This window comes from Streptomyces roseolilacinus (genome assembly GCF_014649335.1).
GTDB classification, from domain to species: domain Bacteria; phylum Actinomycetota; class Actinomycetes; order Streptomycetales; family Streptomycetaceae; genus Streptomyces; species Streptomyces roseolilacinus.
In genome coordinates this window covers 239,541-259,575 of the sequence record NZ_BMSV01000003.1, presented here as the reverse complement: position 1 = coordinate 259,575, position 20,035 = coordinate 239,541, and the positions used below count along the sequence as shown (strand labels likewise).

Sequence of the window (20,035 nt, the reverse complement as noted above, 5' to 3'; positions counted from 1 at the left end):
TCAGAGCGCCGGTGTCAGATCGGTGAGGTCTCGCGGCGGAGGTGGGCGAGGACCGCCAGCACCCGGCGGTTGCCCTCGGCGGGGTCCAGCTCCAGCTTCATGAAGATGTTGCCGGCGTGCTTGACCACCGACGCCTCCGTGATGGTGAGCCGCTGTGCGACGGCCTGGTTGTTGAGCCCCTCCGCCATCAGGGCGAGCACCTCCCGCTCCCGGGGGGTGAGGCGCCGCAGCGGCTCGTCCGCCGTCCGTTGCCGCAGCAGCACCCGGATCACCTCCGGGTCGATCACGGTCTGCCCGGCGGCGACCCGTTCCAGCGCGTCGAGGAAGTCCGTGACCTCCCCGACCCGGTCCTTCAGCAGGTACCCCAGGCCCCCGTCGGTCGGCGGACCGCCGCTGAACAGCTGGGTCGCGTACGCCGTGGCGACGTACTGCGACAGCACCAGCACCGGGAGGCCCGGGTGCCGGCCCCGCAGGTCCAGCGCCGCCTTCAACCCCTCGTCGCGGAAGCCGGGCGGCATCCGCACGTCGGTGATGACCACGTCCGGCCGGTCGGCGTCCACCGCGTGCGCCAGTTCCTCGGCGTCGCCGACGGCGGCGGTCACCTCGTGCCCGACGCGGGACAGCAACTCCACCAGACCGGCCCGCAGCAGGACGGCGTCCTCGGCGAGCACTACGCGGAGCACGGCACCTCCACCCGCAGCTGCGTGGGCCCGCCGGCGGGACTGGTCACGATGAGCCTCCCCCTCAGAATGGCCACCCGGTCCGCCAATCCTTGCAGACCGGCGCCGGCGGCCGGATCGGCGCCGCCGTGCCCGTCGTCGGTGACGAGGAGAACCAGCTTGCCGTCCCTGAGGCGGCCGACGACGGTCACCTCGTCGGCGCCGCTGTGCTTGGAGGCGTTCGTCAGCGCCTCGGTGACGGTGAAGTACGCCGTCGTCTCGACCGCCGGCGGCAGCCGGTGCGGCAGGTCCATGTCGACGGTCACCGGGATCGGGTTGCGCAGGGCGAGTTCGGCGACCGCCGCGGGCAGGCCGTGGTCGGTGAGGACCTGGGGGTGGATGCCGCGCACCAGGGAGCGCAGCTGGTCCAGGGCCTGGCGGGCCTCACCCCGGGCCCGGCTGACGAGCGGGGCGGCGGGTGAGTCCTGGCCGCGCAGCTCCAGCTCGGCCAGGCCCAGCGTCATGGTGAGGGCCACCAGCTGCTGCTGGGCGCCGTCGTGCAGGTCGCGTTCGATGCGGCGCCGCTCGGCCTCGAAGGCGTCGACCAACCGTGCGCGGGAGCGGGTCAGTTCGATGACCCGGCTGCTCAGGTCCTCCTCCCGGGCCGACAGCAGCGACCGCGCGACCCACACGTGCGTGCCCGCCAGCAGCCCGCCCGCGTAGGCCGAGACCAGCAGCCCGAGCAGGCCCGCGGCGCTGCCCGCCAGTGCCTCCAGGGGGCCGGAGACCGCCCGGCCGGGCACCAGCATCACCGTGTCGGGGGCGAGGGCCCACACGATGACGGGCGTCGCGGTCAGGATCGCCGACAGGCCCAGCAGGGCGGTGAACCCGATCCCCGTGGTGGTGAAGACGACCCCCAGGGCCAGTGTGTACGCGAGTTCCCGCCAGGTGGCCCGCTCCCGCAGCCGGGTGCGCAGCCACGGCAGGGCGCCCGCGCCGGGCAGGGGGGCGTGCGGGTCGGGGAGGGGTTCCGGTTCGACCAGCCGTAGGCGGCGCCGTTCCAGGGCGGCGACCGGGATGCCGAGGACGGCGGCCGCCGTCAGGACGACCAGGCCGACGCCCACCACGGACAGGGCCAGGCCGGCGAAGACCAGGACGGCGAAGAGGACCAGGACCGCGTACCCCACGACGGTGCCGCTGAGCAGGAACGCCCAGCAGCGCAACGGCCAGGCGGAGAGCACGAAACGCCCCGGGCGCCGCCGCACGGCGTCCCAGACGGCGACGGTCATGGTGCGGATCCCTCCGAAGTCCGTGGGGCGTGCGGGTGCACCGCACTCTAACGGCCGGGCCGCCCCCGGCCGCCGGTGCCGACGGCCGGGGGCGGCCCGGAGTGGTCCGGGACCGCTCGGCGTCCGATCGACGACCGGTCAGCGGCGGGCGAAGGCCAGCACCGCCAGCAGGGTGGTCGGCCGGCGGGTGGAGAGGAGGAGGTAGGGCGCGGGGTGGTCCGGATCGTCGATCTCGATGCGCAGGGCCGTCGGCACGTAGCTGCGCAGCAGCATCACCGCGCGTACGTCGGCCCGCCGGGTGCGCCAGAGGAACGCCTCCTCGGCGTCCAGGATCTCCGCCAGGCCGAGGGAGGCGAGGGGGAACCGCATCGAACCCGCCGTGAGGTGACTACCCGTCACCTGGATGCCGGCGGCGCCGTAGGCGTACAGCCCGAGGACCGCGAGGGCCACCACCGCCGTGAACCCCGCGGCGGCGACCGCGGGTCCCAGGGGCAGCAGGGCGACGGCGGTCATCACGCCCGGCAGGACGGCGAGCCAGCGCCACGTTCGCGGCACGCCGAGACGTTCTTCGTACAGACGCATGCGTCCACGATGTCAGCCCCGTCCGGCGGCCCGCACACCGGCTTCCGGGCGGGACCCACCGGACGCGTCCGGTGTGACGGGCGCCGCCCGCGGAGCCGTCCCCGGGGGCATCCGGCGGGGCGCGCGCACCCCGGGTCGGCCCGTGCGTCCGCCGGGCCCGGCGCCCACCGTAGACGTCGAATTCCCCCGTCGTCCGTAGACCGGTACAGCTCTCCTACCAGCATCTCCACTAAACCAACAGTCGAAATTACTAAAACCTCACTCAACCGACGGAACGTCTGGACAACGATGTCCTCAGCCTGCAGAGTGTGCGGCCATCGCACGTCGTTCCACCCCCACCGCCCCCTCTCTCGGTCACGGAGGCCCCATGTCCACCCCCCGACGACGTCACCGAACCTCCCCGTCGGCCGTACCCCCCGCGGCGCTCGGCGCCCGTCTCCTCGCCTTCGCCGTGGTCGCGCTCCTCGTGTGGGGCACCACGCCGAACGCCCACGCCTTCCCCGGCGGTTCCCGGCAGCAGGTGCTCGACTACCTGCGCGCCCTGACGGGTTCGGGCATCGTGTCCGGCCAGCACAACAAGGAACCCGCCGCCGGCCCCGGCCAGTACACCCAGCAGGTCAAGGACGTCACCGGGCAGTACCCGGGCCTGTGGGGCGGCGACCTGATGTTCCGGGCCGAGGACGTCGCCAACCGGCAGCGGGTGGTCGACCAGGCGAAGACGGAGTGGGCCAACGGCTCGCTGGTGACGCTGACCTGGCACGTCTGCCCGCCGACGACGGGCAGCTCCTGCGAGTTCGACGGCGGCGTCAAGTCCCGCATCACCGACGCGCAGTTCGCCCAGGTCGTCACCGCCGGCACGGCGCTGAACACCGCGTGGAAGCGCCGCCTCGACGAGGCCGTCCCCTACCTGCAGCAGCTGAAGGCGGCGGGCGTGCCCGTCCTGTTCCGCCCGCTGCACGAGATGAACGAGACGTGGAACTGGTGGGGGCACCGCCCGGGCCCCGACGGCGGCGCGCGGCTCTACCGGATCACCCGCGACCACCTCGCGGCCAAGGGCCTGGACAACCTCGTCTGGGTGTGGAACGTGCAGGACAACCCCGAGGGCCGCTGGGCGGACTACTACCCGGGGGACGCCTACGTCGACGTCGTGTCGCTCGACGTCTGGTACAAGAACCACCCCAGCGCGTCCGACTACCGGCAGATGCAGGACATCGCCCGCGGCAAGCCGATCGCCCTGGCCGAGATGGGCAAGGTCCCCGACTCCGCGCTGCTCGGCAGCCAGACCCGCTGGGCGTACTTCATGATCTGGTCGGAGCAGCTGCGGGGGAACAACACCAACGCCGAGATCCAGGCCGCCTACTTCCACCCGCGCGTCCTCAACCAGGGCGAGGTGAGGCTCCCCGCCGCGGGCGGCACCTCCCCGGCCCCCCGCACCGGACCGATCACCGGCCCGGCCGGCAAGTGCGCGGACGTCGCCGGCTGCGGCACGGCCGACGGCGCACCCGTCCGGCCGTGGAGCTGCAACGGCGGCGGCGCGCAGCAGTGGCGGTACGACACCTCGACCAGGTCGCTGCGCGACCCGCAGTCCGGCAGGTGCCCCGACGTGACGGGCCACGACCCGGCGGACCGCACCCGGTCGCAGGTCTGGAACCGCACCGGCAACGCCAACCAGCGGTGGACACCGCCGACGACCTGACCCCCCGACGCGACCACCACCCACCCGCGGGGCCGGCGCCGGGACCACACCCCGGCACCGGCCCGGCGCCACGGTTCCACCGCTTTCGCGCATGTCGCCGGAGCAGGCGGGCGCGGGGACGTTTCACGGGCAGGGGCGGGTGACCGAAGTGCCGCGGGCCGGAAGTCGCCTTCAGTACCTGCTTCGCGCCTTCGCAGGACACACGCCTCACACGGAACCGCTCGCGTCGACGAGGCGTACGGGTTCCGACAGCACGGATCGGGCCCCGGGGAAGTCGGCCAGTCGTGCCGCGACGGTGGCGACGGCGAGGCGTTCGGGGAGTGCGGCGGAGAACTTCAGTCCGCGTACGGCTCGGCGGTCCACGTCGGGCAGGACGAGGCTTTCGCCGACACCCTCCCGGGCCGCGCGCCAGTCGGCCGGGGTGAGGTCCTCGCGCAGGCGCAGCCAGCAGTCGGTGGGGCGTTGCAAGGGGTCGGCGGCCGACGGGAGGGTGGCCGCGAGGGTGGCGTTGGCTCGGTAGCCGGCCCAGGTCCACCAGCGCACGTCACTGCCGACGCGTGTGATCAGCGTGCCGCCCGGGTGCACGGTGTCGGGTGCGTCGGTCTCACGCTGTTCCGTCAGACACGCCTCGGCACGCCGGGTGAGGGCGACGGGCGGGTCCGTGCCCAGCAGCACCTCGCGCATCGCGCGGGTGAGGGAGTACGAGAGGCCCGCGACACCGCCGTTCATCCACTTGGCGATGCCGCCACCGTCCACGGGCTCGACGAAGACGCGCTTGCGCGTCCAGTCGATGTAGGTGACCTGCCAGCTGCGCCCGCCGAGCAGCAGCCGCCGAGGGCCGGGGCGTTCCTCGGTGAGGACCGTCGGATCGGTGCGGCCGATCTCGGTGCGCCCGGACAGGACGGTGAACTGTGGTGGCGCGGTGAAGGACGCGGTGAGTTCGATGAAGTGCCGCCTGCCGAAGCGGCGTTCCGCCTCGGGACCGACGAACAGCAGGCCGCCGTCGCTGTCGAGGAAGCCCTCCTCGGTGAGGTGGCGCAGGATGGGGGCGGCGGACCGGTCGAAGGGGGCGAGGCCGTTCCACTGCCGGTCCCACATCCGGTCGCCGAGCTTGTGCTGCTGCAGGGTGACGGCGAGGAGCTGCTGGGCCACCAGGTGGCGCGGCTCGGGCGGGGGGAGGACCGGTTCGACCCAGCCGCGCGACCACAGGAGCAGCAGGCCCGCCGCCTGCAGCAGCGTGCCCTTGCGGGTGGTGAGGAACAGGCAGTTGCGTACGGTGCCGGGTCGTCGACCGGTGCGGCCGATGCGCTGCAGGAAGGAGGCGACGGAGGCCGGTGAGTCGATCTGGATGACACGGTCCAGGTCGCCGACGTCGATGCCGAGTTCGAGGGTGGAGGTGGAGACGATGACACAGTCGCGCGCTTCGGCGAAGGCCTGCTCGGATCGGGTGCGCTCGTCGACGGAGAGGGAGGCGTGGGACAGGAAGACGGTCACCTCGCGGGCGCGGAGCGCGGCGCCCAGTTGCTCGACCTGGGCCCGCGAGTCGCAGAAGACGAGCCGCTTCTCCCCTCGGTGGAGGGCGGCGATGAGTTTCGCGGCGTTGTCCAGGGAGCCGACGTAGTCGAGTTCCACCTCACCGGCGGGCCTGCGGGAGGAGTCGGTGGCGGTCTTGCCGGCGTCCCCGGACGCGGGCAGGTGCACCCCTGGGGCGATGACGCGCCCTGGACGGCTCCCGGCGCCGGCTCCTTGCAGCCACCGCAGCAGTTGCTCGGGGTTGCCGACGGTCGCCGAGAGCCCGATGCGCTGGATGGACCGCCCGGTGATCCGTTCCAGCCGTTCGAGTACGGCGAGCAGGTGCCAGCCCCGGTCGTCGCCCGCGAAGGCGTGCACCTCGTCGACGACGACGGCACGTACGGTGCCCAGCAACCGGGCGTGGTCGGTCTTGACACCGATCAGCATCGCCTCGAGTGATTCGGGCGTGGTCAACAGGACGTCGGGGGCCTCGGTACGGACGCGCTGCCGCTGCGACTCCTTGGTGTCGCCGTGCCAGAGCACGGCGCGCCGCCCCAGCCACTGGGCGTAGGCGTCGACGCGGCCGACGAGGTTGTTGAGGAGTGCCTTGAGCGGACACAGGTACAGCACCGAGGTACCGGTCCACTTCTGTTCCGCCATCGCCGAGAGCAGCGGGAAGCAGGCCGCCTCGGTCTTGCCACCCGCCGTCGGGGCCAGCAGCACGGCGTCCTGGCCGTCCATGAGCGGTGCGATCGCCTCCCGCTGGAGGGGGCGCAGGTCGGGCCAGCCGAGGGTGTTGACGATGTGGTGCAGGACGACGGGGTCGAGCCGGTCGAGGACGTCGGCCCCTCCCTTGGCAGGCCCCGCCCCGGCCGGGTCGTCGGCGTCCGCCATCACAGCTCCAGGTCGATGTCGTCGGCGGACGCGGAACCGCCGGCGACCGTGGCGGCCAGGTTCCGCTCCACATCGGTGAGTTCGCTGCTCGCCACCGTCAGCTTGTAATGCTGCCGGGGGTCGAAGTCGTCGAACTGGTCCACCCGGTCCAGGACGTCCCCGACGAGCTTCTTCAGGAACAGCCGGGGGGCCACCCCGACCTTCCCGCCCAGCGCCCCGCCGACGGCCCGCGCGAGGTCCGCGACATAGGCGTCGTCGACGACCGTCCGTACGCGCTCGGGCGACACGGCGGCGTCCGCGTACAGGTCCCGGATGGTGCCACCGAGGCCGATCAGGGACTCCTGGGTGAAACCGGGCAGCCGAATCTGCACCGCGCGGGGGTTGTCGAAGCGCGGGTCGGTGGTGAAGTCGGTGGCGAGCCGCTGGGCGAGCGGGGCGAGCCGCTGCACGCCCTGCTGGCCTTCGTAGAAGGCGGGGGTGCCGGTGACGACGAGGTACAGGCCGGGAAAACGGCCGGAGTGAACCTCGTCGATGAGCTGCCGCAGCGCGTTGAGCGCCTTGTCACGGGCGTCGGACCGGACCCGTTGCAGTGTCTCGACCTCGTCGAGGACCACGAAGAGCCCGGTGTGCCCGGAGTCGCGGAGCACGGTCAGCAGGCCCTGCAGGAAGCCGAGGGCGCCGAAGTGGTCGAGGTCGCCGCGCACCCCGGCGGACCGGCGGGCGGAGGCGGCGACGTGCGGCTGGCCACCGAGCCACGCCAGCACGGCTGCGGCGGTCGCCTCGTCGCCGTCGGCGAGGGCCGCGCGGTAGCCACGCAGGGCGGTGGCGAAGGACGGGGCGTGCCGGGACACCTCGGCGAGGCGCGCGACGAGTAGCTTCTCCACCTCGCCGGGCAGCTCGTCCTCGGTCGCGCCGGCTGCGAGGGCGTCTTCCTCCAAGGCGTAGAACCAGGCGTCCACCACCGGGCGCAGGGCGCTGGGTGGGAAGCTGGAGGTGCTGAGGCGCTCGGTGAGCCGCCGGTAGACGGTCTCCAGCTTGTGCAGCGGGGTCTCGTTCTCCGAGACCTGGATCTCGGCCACGGCGAAGTTGCGGCGCTTGGCCCGCTCCCCCAGCCAGCGGGTGAAGAACGTCTTGCCGGACCCGTACTCACCGCGCACGGCCTTGAACACGGAGCCGCCGGACGCCACCGCGTCCAGTTCCGCGTCGAGGGCCGCCTCGAACCGGTCGAGCCCGGTGGCCAGCAGGTCGAGCCCGCTCTCGGGTACGGCCCCGCGGCGCAGGGCGTCGATGACGGTGCGGCGGCGTGCGGCGCTCACCTGGGCGGGGCGCTTGGATCCGGTGGTGCTCACGTCTACCAGTGTTCCATCTCGGGGAGCGCTGCCGAGCGGGATCGGGGGCGATGCCGGTGAGCACTCCGCAGCCGGCGGGGCTCAAGGGCCATACCTTGCGATGGGCCCTCCGGTCCGGGGGTGCAACGGAGAGACCTGGCCCACCTTCAGCACCTTCCGACCAGGTTCCAGCTGCACCCGGCGGCGACTGCCTACCGCCGTGGCCGCTCGGTCGTCGGCTCCGCCGCCGTCCGACTGCGAGCCCACCCCGTGATCCGTCTGGACACCGCGACTTTTTCGGGAGCATCCGGGAACGGCATGTCCACGCCGCTCTGAAGGACGCCTGGGTTCGCCCGACGGATCGCGAGTACCGGACCAATCTTCGTGGAGGACGAGGCCGCCGGCAGATCGGCCTGCACCGTACCGGCCGCACCCTGCGCGCATACACCACGGTCCGACTGGTCGCCGCGCCACCGCCCGGACCACACCAGACCTGGACGAAGCATGGCACCAGGCGCCGCAGCATGCACCTGGAGGCCACCGGGCAGGGCTCCTCCGCTCGTCGGCCCGTCCTGGTCCACCAGCCACTCGAAGAGTTCACCCGGGACGCAGTCGGGTGTGAACCCTGAAACAGAGACCGACCGGGTCACCACCCGATCGAAGGTCGCTGTCGGGACAACGTACCAGCGGCATTCGGCCATCCCTCTCAACCAGCATGCTCGTCAAGGAAGTTGAGGGCAAGATAGGGCTCACAGGCCGACACCTGCGTTCCCGGAGGACTCTTTGACTCACTCGTTACGCGCACTCCGATCAGCCACCGGCTGGTTACGGGCTTCGTAGAGCTCGTCTGCGCGTCGCGGGGAGGGGCTCTCACCTCGGTGACCCATGCCCTTTTCCACAAACGAGCAACAAGTCAATGGAGGAACGGTGTCGGCCAACTCGACCCCTCAGACGTGCCACCACCCGGCGCGTGACATCACCATCGTCGCCCTCGTGTCCGGTGTGGTCTCTCTCGGCACCGCCGTCACGACGATGGCGTTCGGCGTCAGCCCGCTGGCGACCCTCACGAGCAGCGGTGGTGCGTTCATCGCCGTCCTCAGTGCGGGGATGAACGTGCTCCACCACGTGAAGCGCGACGCGTAGCGCCTTCAGGGGCGGCCTGCTGGAAGTGGGCCGCCCCTGTCTGCCATGTTCGGCACAGGCCGCGGCGAGTCGCCGTCGTCCCCTTCGCGTCCGTGGTCCCGAAGCCCGGCCGATCGGTGTTCGCGCTGGTCTCGTTCTTCGGCGAACCGGTTGACGGTCACCGGAAGACGCTGCTGGAATCACTCTCCGTACAGGCAACAAGGCGGGAAGTGGAGTCACATGGCGGCGCTCGACAACGTGAAGCTGAAGGACGTCCTGGCGGATGTCGCCTCGGGTTCCTTGCAGTTGCCCGATTTCCAGCGGAACTGGAAGTGGGACGACGACCGCATCCGGGCGATCATCGCGACGGTCACGCTGGACTACCCGCTCGGCGTCGTGATGACGTTGCAGACCGGCGGCGCCACCCGGTTCCGTTCCCGGACCCTCACCGGCGCCCGGCCGGACGGTGACCCGGCGGCCGACCTCCTGCTGTTGGACGGGCAGCAGCGCCTCACCTCCCTCTTCCAGGCCCTGTGGCTGGACGCCCCGGTGGAGACGGCGGACGCTCGGGGCAAGCCCATCCAGCGGTGGTACTACGTCGACATCGCGAAGGCCGTCGGGCCGTCCGCGGACCGCGACGAGGCCATCGTGTCCGTGCCGGCCGACAAGGTGCTCCGGACGGACTTCAACCGCACCGTGGTGCTGGACCTGAGCACCACCGAGGCCGAGTGCGCGGCCGGTCTCTTCCCCCTCCACTTCGTCTTCGACGCCCAGCGCGTGAACGAGTGGAAGAAGGCGTACATCAAGGCGGACGAGGATCGGAACTGGGACCTGTGGGGCCAGTTCGACGAGGCGGTCCTCCAGCAGGTCCGCGCCTTCCAGGTCCCGATGATCCGGCTGGCCGCCTCCACCTCCATGGACGCCGTCTGCGCGGTGTTCGAGCGGGTCAACACGGGCGGCGTGCCCCTGAACGTCTTCGAACTGCTCACCGCGACCTACGCCGGGGACCGCGACTACGTGGAGCGGACCGGGGACTACTACCAGCTTCCCGAGGTGTGGCGGGAGATCAAGGAAGGGCTGGCGAGCAAGTACCCGGTCTTCGGCCGCCTGGACAGCGGCCTGGAGAACGGGCTGAGCAGCATCGACTTCCTGCAGGCCATCGCCCTGGTGCGCACCTGGGAGCGCAAGCAGGAGGGCCTCGGGGCCACGGTGTCCTGCAAGCGCCGCGACCTGCTGGACCTCCCCCTGGCCGACTTCGTCCGCCTGGCGCCCAAGCTCGCCGACGCCTTCGCGTGGGTGGGCGACTTCCTGGAGCGGCAGTGCATCGTCCGCCCGGCCGACCTGCCGTACAAGACCCAGCTCGTCCCGCTCGCGGCCGTCCGCGCGATCCTCGACACGGGGATGGACGGCCTGGGGGCGGAGGAGAAGATCGAGCAGTGGTACTGGTGCGGGGTTCTCGGTGAGATGTACGGCGGCTCCACGGAGACGCGCTTCACCAAGGACGTCGAACAGCTCGTCCCCTGGATCGGGCAGGACGAGAGGGCACCCGAGACGGTCACGGAGGCGTTCTTCTTCACTGACCGCCTCGACACCCTCACCACTCGCAACAGCGCCGCCTACAAGGGGATCTACGCCCTGCTGATCAAGCAGGGCGCGGTGGACTGGCACTACACGGACGCCCCGCTCAGTCCCGGCAGGCTGGACGAGTACGGCGTGGACGTCCGGCAGATCTTCCCCAAGACGTGGTTCCGGCGGGGCAACAGCGCTGGTCTGCCCACGAGTTCGATCGTGAACAAGACTCCCTTGTCCTACCGTGCCGCGATGGACATGGCGGGGGCGCCGTCGTCGTACCTGTCCACGATGATCGCCGCGTCCGACATGCGCCCCGAGTGGTTCGACGACGTCCTGAACACCCACCTGATCGATCCGGACGCGCTGCGCGAGAACGACTACGAGCGCTTCTACCGCGACCGCTCCAAGCAGTTGCAGGACCTCGTGCACTCCGCCATGGGCAAGAGGACGATGCTCCGCGACCTGCCGGAGGGTGACGTCCGATGACGACCAGGCCGCACGAGCGGGACGCCTCCTCGCTCAAGGGCAGGACCGTGTCCGTGCAGGAGATCCTCGACCTGTTCCAGGTCAGGGTCCGCGACCACCGCTCGGTGCACCGCATCTCGCAGGCGCTGACGGACGCCGGGCTGACCACGCTGCCGGACTTCGCGGTCTGCGGCCTGCGCAGCACCGTCGACGTGGTGCCCCTGGCCTCCGTCCCCCCGCAGCGCGCGGCCGCCGACGCGGACGAGGAGGCCGACGCGACGGACGAGGCCCTGCCCTCGAACGCCCTGCCGCAGCGGCTGCTGCTCGGTGACATCCCGTCGGCGCGGCGCGGCCTGGTGTCCGTGGGTCCCGGCACGCCCCTGTCCCAGACGACCTTCCTGATGCGCACGAAGGGGCTCTCCCAGGTGCCGGTGACCACCGGCATGGCGCAGGTCCACGGGGTCGTCACCTGGGGATCCGTGGCCAAGATGTACGAGGCGGGTAAGCCGGCCACACTGGACAACGCCATGGAGAAGGACTCCCTGCCCGTCGCCGACACCCGCCAGGAGTTCTTCACCGCCCTCCCGGTCATCCGCGAGCACGGTTACCTGCTCGTCCGCGGCGACGACGGCTGCCTGTCGGGCATCGTCACCGCCGCGGACGTCACGGAGCGCTTCGAGGGCGCTGCGCGGCCCTTCTTCATCGTGGGCGAGATCGAGTCGCTGCTGCGCCGCTGCCTGGGCGCGGCGCTGGACGCGGAGGCCATCAAGGCGGTCCAGACGAACAGGAAAGCGGAGCAGCGCAGCGGCCAGGTGTCGGACCTGATGTTCGGCGACTACCTGAAACTCCTGGACGGCGACCAGACGAAGCAGTCCCTCGCCGAGCGGGCCGACCGCAACTGGGAGGCCCTGAAGTGGCCCAACATGCCCCGGGAGCAGTTCATCGGCCTGCTGAAGCGGGTGAAGGACATCCGCAACCGGATCGCCCACTTCGACGAGAAGCCGCTTCCGCAGGAGATGCTCGACGAGCTGACGACCTTCGCGAAGGTGCTGCGGGCGTTCGCTCCGTGAGGTGACGTGGGGCGAGGCGGTGGGGCCGGGCTCATGGGTGTGGGCACGCGATCTCGGCCCACACCGTCTTCGTGTGGGTCTCCCGCGCCTCACAGGCCCCGTGCTCGGCGTACGCCGACGCCAGGAAGCGGCGTCGACCCTCCCTTGGCAGCGGTGGGCCGCGTTCACCTCCTGCGGGGGAGACCGCCGCCCGGCGACGGACCGCACCCCGGGCGCCTCCAGGACAGGGTCCGGAGGCGCCCCGGGCCGTCTCGTCAGCCCGCTCCGAGGTCGAACTGCTCACACAGCAGCGGCTCGTGGAGCCGTAGGGTGCGACCGTCCGGCAGGGTCTCCAGGACCTGCACGCCGTCGTAGTTGAGGAGCTGCCGCAGGACGGCGGCGAAGCCGTCGCTTCGGCCGGTGGGCATGCCCGCGCGCTGGGCGAGCGCGGTGACCGGCAGGGTGCCGCCCGCGTCGAGCAGGGCGGCGAGTGCCTTGTGGACCTGCTCCTGCTGCGGCTTGCGGGCCAGTCCGCCGAGCTGCCCCTGGTACGTCTCCGAGTCGAGCAGCGCCTTCACGAGCGCCTCGGTCCGCGAGACGATCGTCGGCGTGAGCAGGGCGTCCTCTCCCCCGGCGGTCAGCTCCACGTCGAACAGCGCCTCGTGCGTCCGCGCGAGTTCCGCCTGCTTCTTCTGCACCTTCCCGCTCGGCTTCTTCGGAGCAGCAGCTGCCGCGTCGACGGCCGGTTGAGCGGTGTACCCGCCAGGCAGTGGCGTTCTCCCCGTCCCTTCCGGAGCCCACCAGGTCGGCCGCTGGTCCTCCAGCTCCCGCCATCCCTTCGGAGGTTGCGCACCGAAGCGCAGGAAGGCGAGCACCGGGATGGTGAACTCGGCGAGTGAGGCCCCGCCGTGGTAGCCGGCCTTGAGGGCGGTGTAGCGGGAGTCGGCGTCCCACAGGGCGACGATCGACGCGCCGGGCTCGGGCCACACCACGCGCGGACCGGTCAGCGCGATCTCCCGTTCGGCAAGCGGGCCGTCACCGGGCGGTCGGTGGCGGGCGGAGGCGGGGTCGGCGGCGGTGGCGACCCTGGCGCCGTGCCGGTCGACGACGTGACCGTGGTCGCTGGTGATGAGGACGGCCATGCCCTGAGCGGCCGCGACCTGCAGCAGGTCGCGCAGGCCGGGGACGTCGTCCACCCGCCAGGCGCCGTCGCCGAGCTTCTGCTCCTTGGCGAGCCGGTCGTCGATGGCGTTGAGGACGACGGCGACGTGCGTCCTGCCGTCGGTGAGTGCCTCCGTGAGCGCCGGGCCGAAGGTCTCGCCCGCGGTCTCGGTGCGCAGATCGTCCTTGTGGAACACGGCGGCCGGTGCCCCACCCCACAGCTTCAGCGTGGGGAAGAGCCGCTTCTCGTCGGCCTGGGTGCCCTTCATCAGGGTGCCCGCGAAGAGCGAGGTGCGGGACACCGCCGTCACGGTGGGCAGAGCCGCGGCCATCGCCCGCCGGTGCGGGGCGCCGCCTTCGGGCAGCGGGTCGAACTCCGCCCAGGAGCGGCGCAGTTCCTCGCCGAGTTCGTTCGCGATGGCGGCGCTCATGCCGTCGAGTACGAGCAGCAGTATCCGCCGTTCCTCGCCGTGCCGGACGACCGGTCCGACCACGCGGTCGAGGAAGGTCTCGACGGTGAGCATGCTGCCGGGCTGGGTGCCGGCCTGTGTCCAGGAGGCCAGGGACCGGGCGAAGGACGCGTCGATCTGCCGGCGCCGGTCCCTGACGCGGGCGCCGAGGGTGTCGTAGGCGGTCTTGAGCGCGGGGTCCGGGTCGCCGCCGGCCTCGATGTGCTCCAGGGCGAGGTCGACCCAGCCGGTCTCGGTGACGTGCCGCTGCAGGGCGTCGGCGATGGTGGGCGCGCCGGTGGGCGGGTCGGTGGCCAGCCAGCGGGCGAGGCGCTGTCCCATGCGGGCGCGTTCGATGCGGGCGGCCTCCTCCGGCTCGGTGGCGAGCCGGTGCTCCTCCACCTTCCGTACGGCGTCCGCCACCGCGGCCGGGTCACCGGCGGTGAGGGCGTGACCGACGGCGGTGAACCGGGCGTCGAGCCCGCCGCGCAGGACGGGGCTCGCCTCCGCGGCCTGCTCCGCGCCGAACTGGCGGGCCAGTACGGACGCCCGGTCGAGCACGATGCCGGTGGTGCGGCGCGCCTCGCGTTCCTGGTCGGTGTCGGTGCCACTGGCGCGGTGTCCGACCGCGAGCAGCGTGGTGACGTACTCCTCGGCGGCCCGGCCGAAGACGGTCACCAGGGCGTCGAGCTGTTCACCGGCCGCCGGGGGCTGGTCGCCGAAGTAGCGTTCGGCGCGGCCCCGGGCCCGGTACGTCTCGGGGGCGGGCTCGGCGTGCTGCCACAGGGCCGCGCACACGAGGCCGAAAGCGGTGGCGTCCGCGCCGCGCTCGGCGTCGACGAGGGCGAGCAGGGCGCGTCCGGCGAGTCCCGCCTGGTCCTCCTCGCCGAGGAAGGCGGTCAGACCGGCGCGCTCGGGGCCGCGCAGGGCCAGGAGCCGTTCGGGGGCGCCGGGCCGGGTCGACCAGTGCAGCAGGGCCTGCGCGTCGAGCCGGTCGTCACCGGGGCGGCGCGTGCCTCCCTCGGTGTCGTAGCGGCCGAGGCGCAGGCGGCGCTGGGCGAGCGCGGTGAGGGCGTACTGGCGGGACAGCCAGCCGCCGGGTACGGGTGGCCAGCCGCCGGTGGTCGGCGGGGTGGCGTCGAGCAGGGCCTCGGCGGCCCAGTTGACGTCCTTGAGACGCGGGTCTATCTGCCGGGCGCCGAACGCCTCACGGACGACGTCCCAGCTGTCGACCGCGTCGATGCGCAGTTTGTGGACGCGGGCGAGGATCGCCGGGTCGAGTTCGTGCTGCTCCCGGTCGGTGAGGACGACCAGGACGGCGGGGCCGGGGCGGCGCCCCGCCAGGTGGTCGAGGACGAGTTCGTGCACGGCGAGCGGGGACGGGGCCACCACGACGCCGGCCGTGCGGCCCTCGCCCCAGACGGGTTCGGCGGGACCGTCCCACTGGGGTGCGGACCGCAGCAGCACGACCCGGCGCCTGCTCCCGTCGTCCCCCGTCAGGGAGGCAGCGAGGGAGGACTGCGAGGACAGGTACTGGGTGACGGTCGCGGTGTTCAGCCGGACCGCACCCGGGACGGCGGCGACGGTGTCCGTCATTCGACGACCTTCCAGCTGATCTCGATGGTCGCGTCGGGATGGCGGGCGGCCAGTTCGGACAGCTCCGCCTGGAGGTCGGCGACGGCCCGGCGCACGGTCGTGCTGCGACGCCCCGACTTCCGCGCAGTGCCGCCGCTCGCCGGGGAGGGCGGGGGCGTCTCCTGCGGCTGGGTGTACGGGATCCGCGGGTCGCTGGTCGGCGTGTCCAGGGACAGGTCGCCGGCCGAGGAGGGCTGGGGCACGACGGGGGCGGGCGGCGGGGTGGCGGCCGCCTGGCTGTGCTTGATCAGCGCGACGACCTCGCGCTGGGTACGGACCAGGGCGTCGCGCAGGTCGGCGGTGCGCTGGTCGTCGCGGGCGACGTTGCGCAGCGAGTCGAGCAGCGCCTCACCCTCGGGGCCGAGCCCGGCGGCGAGCTCCAGGGTGCCCCAGGGCGCGGAGGCGACGGCCTCCGCGACGGCACGGGCCTTCTTGACGGAGGTGCCGTACCGGTCGGCGCTGGTCTCGCCCAGGTCGAAGGAGGCGAGGGCCTCCACGGTCTTCTTCGCCCCGGCCGCGCCCTTCCCGGCCTCCGCCGTGAGCGCGTCCAGCAGTTCCAGGGAGCGGCGGGCGAGGGCCAGCCGCCCGGTGTCGGCGGTCTGGTCGAGGCCGAGGAAGGAGGCGTGCGCCTCCAGCTGGTGCACCAGGTCGGCGGCGTGGTCCCGGTGGTCGCGGGCGGCCTCGATGATCTGGCGGGCGAACTGGTTGACCATGCGGCCGCGCCGCAGCGCGGGCGGCTTCGCCCCGAAGATCGTCTCGAAGCGCTGACGTGCCGTGTCCCAGGCGGACTCGGCGGGCAGCGGCTGGCTGCGCAGCGCGTCGTGGTCCTTGATCGCGGACAGTTCGGGCGCGGGGTCGAGGACGCTGCCGCCGCGCACCCAGACCCGGTCGTCCATCTCGGCGAAGGAGGCGACGACGAGCCGGGCGAGGAAGTCGGGCAGGCCGCGCGGGTCCGGCTTGTCGGTCCAGTCGGTGAGCGTGATCAGGGACAGGTCCCCGGTGACGCCCTGGGAGCTGGCCTGCTGGCGGAAGTGGTCGGCCCAGTAGCGGGACAGCTCGAAGTACGCCTCCTTCTGCTGCCCCAGGCGCAGGGGTCCGGCGATGCGCTGCATCAGCTTGCGGTCGGCGGCCGGGACCTCGATCCGGCCGTCGCGGGCCTCGGCGGCGGCCCGGACGTGGGTGAACACCTTCCTGGTGTCGGTGGGCTTGACGGCCGTACCGGTGGCGTCGGGGTCGAGGTCGGGGTGGGCCGGGTACTGGTGGGCGAGCAGCTTGCCCGCGACGTGCCGGATGCCGTCGTGCAGGCTCTGTCCGAAAGCCAGGGTGAGACCGTCGACGTCGGGCAGCGCGACTAGGTGGTCGTCGAAGTCGGGCACGACGTCGGCGGCCTGCTTCTGGGCGAGGCCGTACGCCTGCTTGAAAGCGCCCTTGACCTGCTTGAGCAGCGCCTCGCGCTGGGTCTCCAGGAGGCCCTTGGCGCGGCTGCGGTTGTCGGCGTTGAGGTGGCCGGCGTACTGGGTGTCGAAGCGGTGCTCGTCGGCGAGGGCCTTGTCGATGACGACGAGGCGCCGGAAGTCGGCGAAGCGCTGCGCGGACAGGTGCGCGGGCAGCCAGGCGACGGTGCGGGACCGCTCGCCCTGCTGGCGCTCGCGCAGCCGCCGGATGCGGTTGACGTCCTCGACCGGGCCCCACTCGCCCTCGTCGAAGGGGAGGTCGATGGCGATGCGCCAGCGGCCCTCCTCCTGGGGCATCAGGTCGTGGTCGGGCAGCTCGTCCTCGTCGGCGACGTTACCGAAGACGATCTCGGCGGTGCGGGCGGTGCCGCGCCAGGTGAAGCCGAGCTGGTCGCTCAACTGGCCGTGCTCGACCCCCAACTCCTCGGAGAGCAGGCGGCGGGCGAGCGCGACGCGGTTGCCGGGGTTGTCGTTGACCTGGGCGTTGGCGATGACGGAGTCCACGTCGACGCCGGAGAGCTCCAGCCGTACGCCGGGGTTGGCGTCGGTGCCGGTCTCCTTGATCTCCGGGAACCGGGCGGCCCACTCGGCGACCTTGTTCTTGATGATGCCGACCTCGGCGCCCGGGATGGGCGCGAGGACCGAGCCGTGGTTGAGCGCGCCGAGCCGCCGGATGGTCAGCTCGGACAGCGCGGGCACGCTGGGGGCGAGCGCGGACAGCAGCAGGGTGCACACGAGCCGGTTGTCGCCGGTGAACATGCGGCAGCCGCTGAGCTTCTTCGGGTCGGTGAGGGACTCGGGCCGGTTGCGGTACTGCTCGACGTCGTCCTCGGTGATGTCGTACGAGCTGAGCAGGTACGGCCGGAGCTTGGTCTTGTACAGCTTGTCGGCGGCCTCGAAGACGACCTTCAGGCTGTCGGTGAACGGCTTGTCGCCGCCCTGCGCGATCACCGGGTAGAGGTCGCCGACGGGGACGAGCTGTCCGAGGCGGATCTCGTCGCGGTGGTCGGCGAGGAGCTGGCCCATCAGCTTCAGACCGGTACGGGAGCGCTGCAGCGCGGACGAGATGTGGACGAGGGTGTCCATGAACGCCGGTGAGAACGGGTACGTCAGCCGGAACGACTCGGCGTCCGCGCCGGTGGTGCCCTTCTCCGAGCCGAGCAGGGTGTCCCAGACCTGCGGGCCGACCCGCTTGGTCTGCTCGAAGGCCGCGCTGATGAGCCGGTCCGCCTCGGCGTCCTTCGGCTTGAGGAGGCGTGCGTGGGCGATCTGCGGGAGGTTGCGGTCCTCCAGGGTGATCTTGTCGAACCGGCCGGAGGCCAGGTTCAGGGTGTCCTGGATGGACGACTCGGCCGCGCCGGACACCTCCTCGCCGACCAGCTCGCGCAGGTCGCGCTGGCGGGCGATGAACGACACGACCGGGATGGCCCGGCGGGCGTCGCCGCCCTCCACGAAGTTCGTGATCTTGCTGGCCTCCCGCGCCACGAACTTCTGGTCGTGGATGAGGGTGGCCAGCCACAGGATCAGCTCGTCCATGAACAGGATCAGGCCGTCGTAGCCGAGCGACTTGGCGTGCTCGGCGATGACGGACAGACCGGCGTCCAGGGAGACGAAGCCGTGCTCGTCCTCGGCGGCGTTCTTGGCGAAACCGGGCAGGAGGTTGGTGCCGGCGTCGTTGACCAGCTTGGCGCGCAGTTCGACCGGGGTGGAGGGGTTGGTGAGGTTGAGCGGGACGCCTGCCTCGTGGTTCTCCTCGGCGGCGAGCGCGGTGTCGAGGAGCTGCGGGGTCCAGGCGAAGCCCTCGCCCCACTCGTCCTCCTCGCCGTCGGCGGCGTCGCCACCGCCGCCCAGGCCCCGGATGACGGCCTCGTCGCCGTAGGTGGCACGTTGAGCGCGGATGTTGTCGAAGAGGGAGTCGGTCCGGTACACCTGCGGGGTCGGGGCCTCCGGGTGCAGCTTCTTGACGTGGCGCACGTACCCGCCGAGCACCCGCTGCTCCAGGGCCTTCGCACCGAGCATGTGGTACGGCACCAGCAGGAACTTCTTGCCGTCCGTGCTCAGCCAGTCGTGCCTGGTCAGCACCGGGTCGAACTCGGTACGGGCGCGGGCCGCCGGGTTGCCGCTGAGCAGCGCGTACAGCACTGCCATGAAGTGCGACTTACCGGAACCGAACGAGCCGTGGAGGTACGCCGCCTTGGACCGGTGCCCGTCCAGTGCGGACTTGATGAGGGCCAGCGCCTCGTCGAAGTTCTCCAGCAGCCGCTCGGTGACCACGTAGTCCTTGAGCGCGTGCTGTGCGCCCTCGGGCGTCGTCGCCTCGGCGAGGGACAGCACGAAGTCCGAGGTGGAGATGGACTCCTTGATGTCGATGACATCGCGGAGGAGGGGCGACTGGGCCATTGCGGGTCTCGCTCTCCCTGACGGTGGTCGGTGCTGCTGCTCGTACACGGTGTCGTGCGGGGTTCGCCGCCGAGGCCCGGGGCCGGTCCGAGAAGTGGGGCTCAGAGGTGCGGGTGGCCGGTGCGGCGGGCCGGCCGTCCCGGCCGGTGGCGGGGACGGATCCGGCTGTGCGGTGACCGGGCGGGGGCGGCGCTCACGGCGTCGGCCGGCTCAGGTCGAGCGGGTTCGCGGCGTCTGCACTCTTCGTCCCCCTCGTACTGAACGTCACCCGTACGGCCTGCGCACAGCACCCTACATCGGCAGTCCCGTCGACTCCGTGCCGTACGCCCTCACGCACGGTCCGTGCGGGCCGCCCCGGTCCCGCCGGGCACTGCGGCCACCGTTCTCCCCGGCCGGTGGGCGTCCGGCAGGCGCCGGCTCGCGACCCTGCAGGGGGGCTCGGGGCCCAGGCCGCGTTCCTCCGCTCGACCGCGTCGGGCATCAACGCGGTCCTCTCCTCCACGCCTCCGAGCGCGGCACGGGTCTCGGAGAGGAGCCGCCGGGCGGCGAGCACGACCGGGTACTCGACCCGAAAGCCACGACGTCTCCGACCGGGGGATCGTCCCCCCTGGCCCCGCCGCGGGGGCCCGGTGCTCCGACGGGTCCGCGCGAGTGGCGGTGATCAGGAAGACAGGGGAGGGGCCGGCCCTCATGCCGACGGACCACCGCCCCTGCGGCGACGAGAACGCCCGCCGCATCGGCCGCCCCGCCCGATACCAGGAGGTGGCT

11 protein-coding genes and 1 pseudogene are annotated in these 20,035 nt (G+C 72.3%); 5 read left to right on the top strand and 7 right to left on the bottom strand.

Going from position 1 to position 20,035, the window contains the following annotated elements; all coding sequences use genetic code 11:
• Window positions 1–14 precede the first annotated feature (14 nt).
• From IE106_RS08505 to IE106_RS08495, 3 genes are all read right to left on the bottom strand, one after another.
• Window positions 15–683 carry a LuxR C-terminal-related transcriptional regulator gene (locus tag IE106_RS08505; RefSeq protein WP_189531566.1) on the bottom strand — a complete coding sequence of 223 codons (669 nt, stop codon included), beginning with the start codon at window positions 681–683 and terminating at the stop codon, window positions 15–17.
• A complete protein-coding gene (locus IE106_RS08500) occupies window positions 671–1,948 on the bottom strand; it encodes a sensor histidine kinase (protein WP_189531564.1) in 1,278 nt (425 codons plus the stop codon). Before IE106_RS08500 ends, IE106_RS08505 begins: the two co-directional genes overlap by 13 nt.
• 138 nt (window positions 1,949–2,086) lie before the next feature.
• Entirely contained in the window at window positions 2,087–2,530 is a 444-nt protein-coding gene (locus IE106_RS08495; RefSeq protein WP_189531562.1) for a DUF3093 domain-containing protein, read from the bottom strand.
• 367 nt (window positions 2,531–2,897) lie between these two features.
• Between IE106_RS08495 and IE106_RS08490 the strand changes: the two are divergent.
• Both IE106_RS08490 and IE106_RS30950 read left to right on the top strand, forming a co-directional pair.
• Window positions 2,898–3,908 (top strand): annotated as a pseudogene (locus IE106_RS08490) (glycosyl hydrolase); the annotation flags it as partial.
• 12 nt (window positions 3,909–3,920) lie between these two features.
• Entirely contained in the window at window positions 3,921–4,226 is a 306-nt protein-coding gene (locus IE106_RS30950; protein WP_373295929.1) for an RICIN domain-containing protein, read from the top strand.
• A 207-nt stretch (window positions 4,227–4,433) separates the two neighbouring features.
• Here the strand turns inward: IE106_RS30950 and IE106_RS08485 are convergent, their stop codons facing one another.
• Both IE106_RS08485 and brxD read right to left on the bottom strand, forming a co-directional pair.
• Window positions 4,434–6,632, bottom strand: a complete 2,199-nt coding sequence (locus tag IE106_RS08485; RefSeq protein WP_189531561.1) for a DEAD/DEAH box helicase — start codon at window positions 6,630–6,632, stop codon at window positions 4,434–4,436.
• The gene (gene brxD, locus IE106_RS08480; RefSeq protein WP_189531559.1) at window positions 6,632–7,981 is read right to left on the bottom strand and encodes a BREX system ATP-binding protein BrxD; all 1,350 of its coding nucleotides are present in this window, start codon (window positions 7,979–7,981) and stop codon (window positions 6,632–6,634) included. Before brxD ends, IE106_RS08485 begins: the two co-directional genes overlap by 1 nt.
• A gap of 906 nt (window positions 7,982–8,887) precedes the next feature.
• On the opposite strand from brxD, the gene IE106_RS08475 reads away from it, so the two are divergent.
• The 3 genes from IE106_RS08475 (at window position 8,888) to IE106_RS08465 (ending at window position 12,189) form a co-directional block, all read left to right on the top strand.
• Window positions 8,888–9,103: a hypothetical protein gene (locus IE106_RS08475; protein ID WP_189531556.1), complete on the top strand. Its 216-nt coding sequence runs from the start codon at window positions 8,888–8,890 to the stop codon at window positions 9,101–9,103.
• A gap of 219 nt (window positions 9,104–9,322) precedes the next feature.
• Window positions 9,323–11,140 carry a DUF262 domain-containing protein gene (locus tag IE106_RS08470; protein WP_189531554.1) on the top strand — a complete coding sequence of 606 codons (1,818 nt, stop codon included), beginning with the start codon at window positions 9,323–9,325 and terminating at the stop codon, window positions 11,138–11,140.
• Complete coding sequence (locus tag IE106_RS08465) at window positions 11,137–12,189, top strand: CBS domain-containing protein (RefSeq protein WP_189531551.1); 1,053 nt, start codon at window positions 11,137–11,139, stop codon at window positions 12,187–12,189. Before IE106_RS08470 ends, IE106_RS08465 begins: the two co-directional genes overlap by 4 nt.
• 254 nt (window positions 12,190–12,443) lie before the next feature.
• Here the strand turns inward: IE106_RS08465 and pglZ are convergent, their stop codons facing one another.
• Both pglZ and pglY read right to left on the bottom strand, forming a co-directional pair.
• Window positions 12,444–15,374 carry a BREX-2 system phosphatase PglZ gene (pglZ, locus tag IE106_RS08460; RefSeq protein ID WP_189531549.1) on the bottom strand — a complete coding sequence of 977 codons (2,931 nt, stop codon included), beginning with the start codon at window positions 15,372–15,374 and terminating at the stop codon, window positions 12,444–12,446.
• Window positions 15,371–19,267: a BREX-2 system ATPase PglY gene (gene pglY / locus IE106_RS08455; RefSeq protein WP_189531547.1), complete on the bottom strand. Its 3,897-nt coding sequence runs from the start codon at window positions 19,265–19,267 to the stop codon at window positions 15,371–15,373. Before pglY ends, pglZ begins: the two co-directional genes overlap by 4 nt.
• Window positions 19,268–20,035 lie beyond the last annotated feature (768 nt).

What these genes read in the sequence shown, in the direction of transcription:
- IE106_RS08495 (WP_189531562.1), bottom strand. Translation starts at nt 2,530, where the DNA reads ATGCGTCTGTACGAAGAACGTCTCGGCGTGCCGCGAACGTGGCGCTGG.
- IE106_RS08500 (WP_189531564.1), bottom strand. Translation starts at nt 1,948, where the DNA reads ATGACCGTCGCCGTCTGGGACGCCGTGCGGCGGCGCCCGGGGCGTTTC.
- pglZ (WP_189531549.1), bottom strand. Translation starts at nt 15,374, where the DNA reads ATGACGGACACCGTCGCCGCCGTCCCGGGTGCGGTCCGGCTGAACACC.
- IE106_RS08465 (WP_189531551.1), top strand. Translation starts at nt 11,137, where the DNA reads ATGACGACCAGGCCGCACGAGCGGGACGCCTCCTCGCTCAAGGGCAGG.
- IE106_RS08470 (WP_189531554.1), top strand. Translation starts at nt 9,323, where the DNA reads ATGGCGGCGCTCGACAACGTGAAGCTGAAGGACGTCCTGGCGGATGTC.
- IE106_RS08485 (WP_189531561.1), bottom strand. Translation starts at nt 6,632, where the DNA reads ATGGCGGACGCCGACGACCCGGCCGGGGCGGGGCCTGCCAAGGGAGGG.
- pglY (WP_189531547.1), bottom strand. Translation starts at nt 19,267, where the DNA reads ATGGCCCAGTCGCCCCTCCTCCGCGATGTCATCGACATCAAGGAGTCC.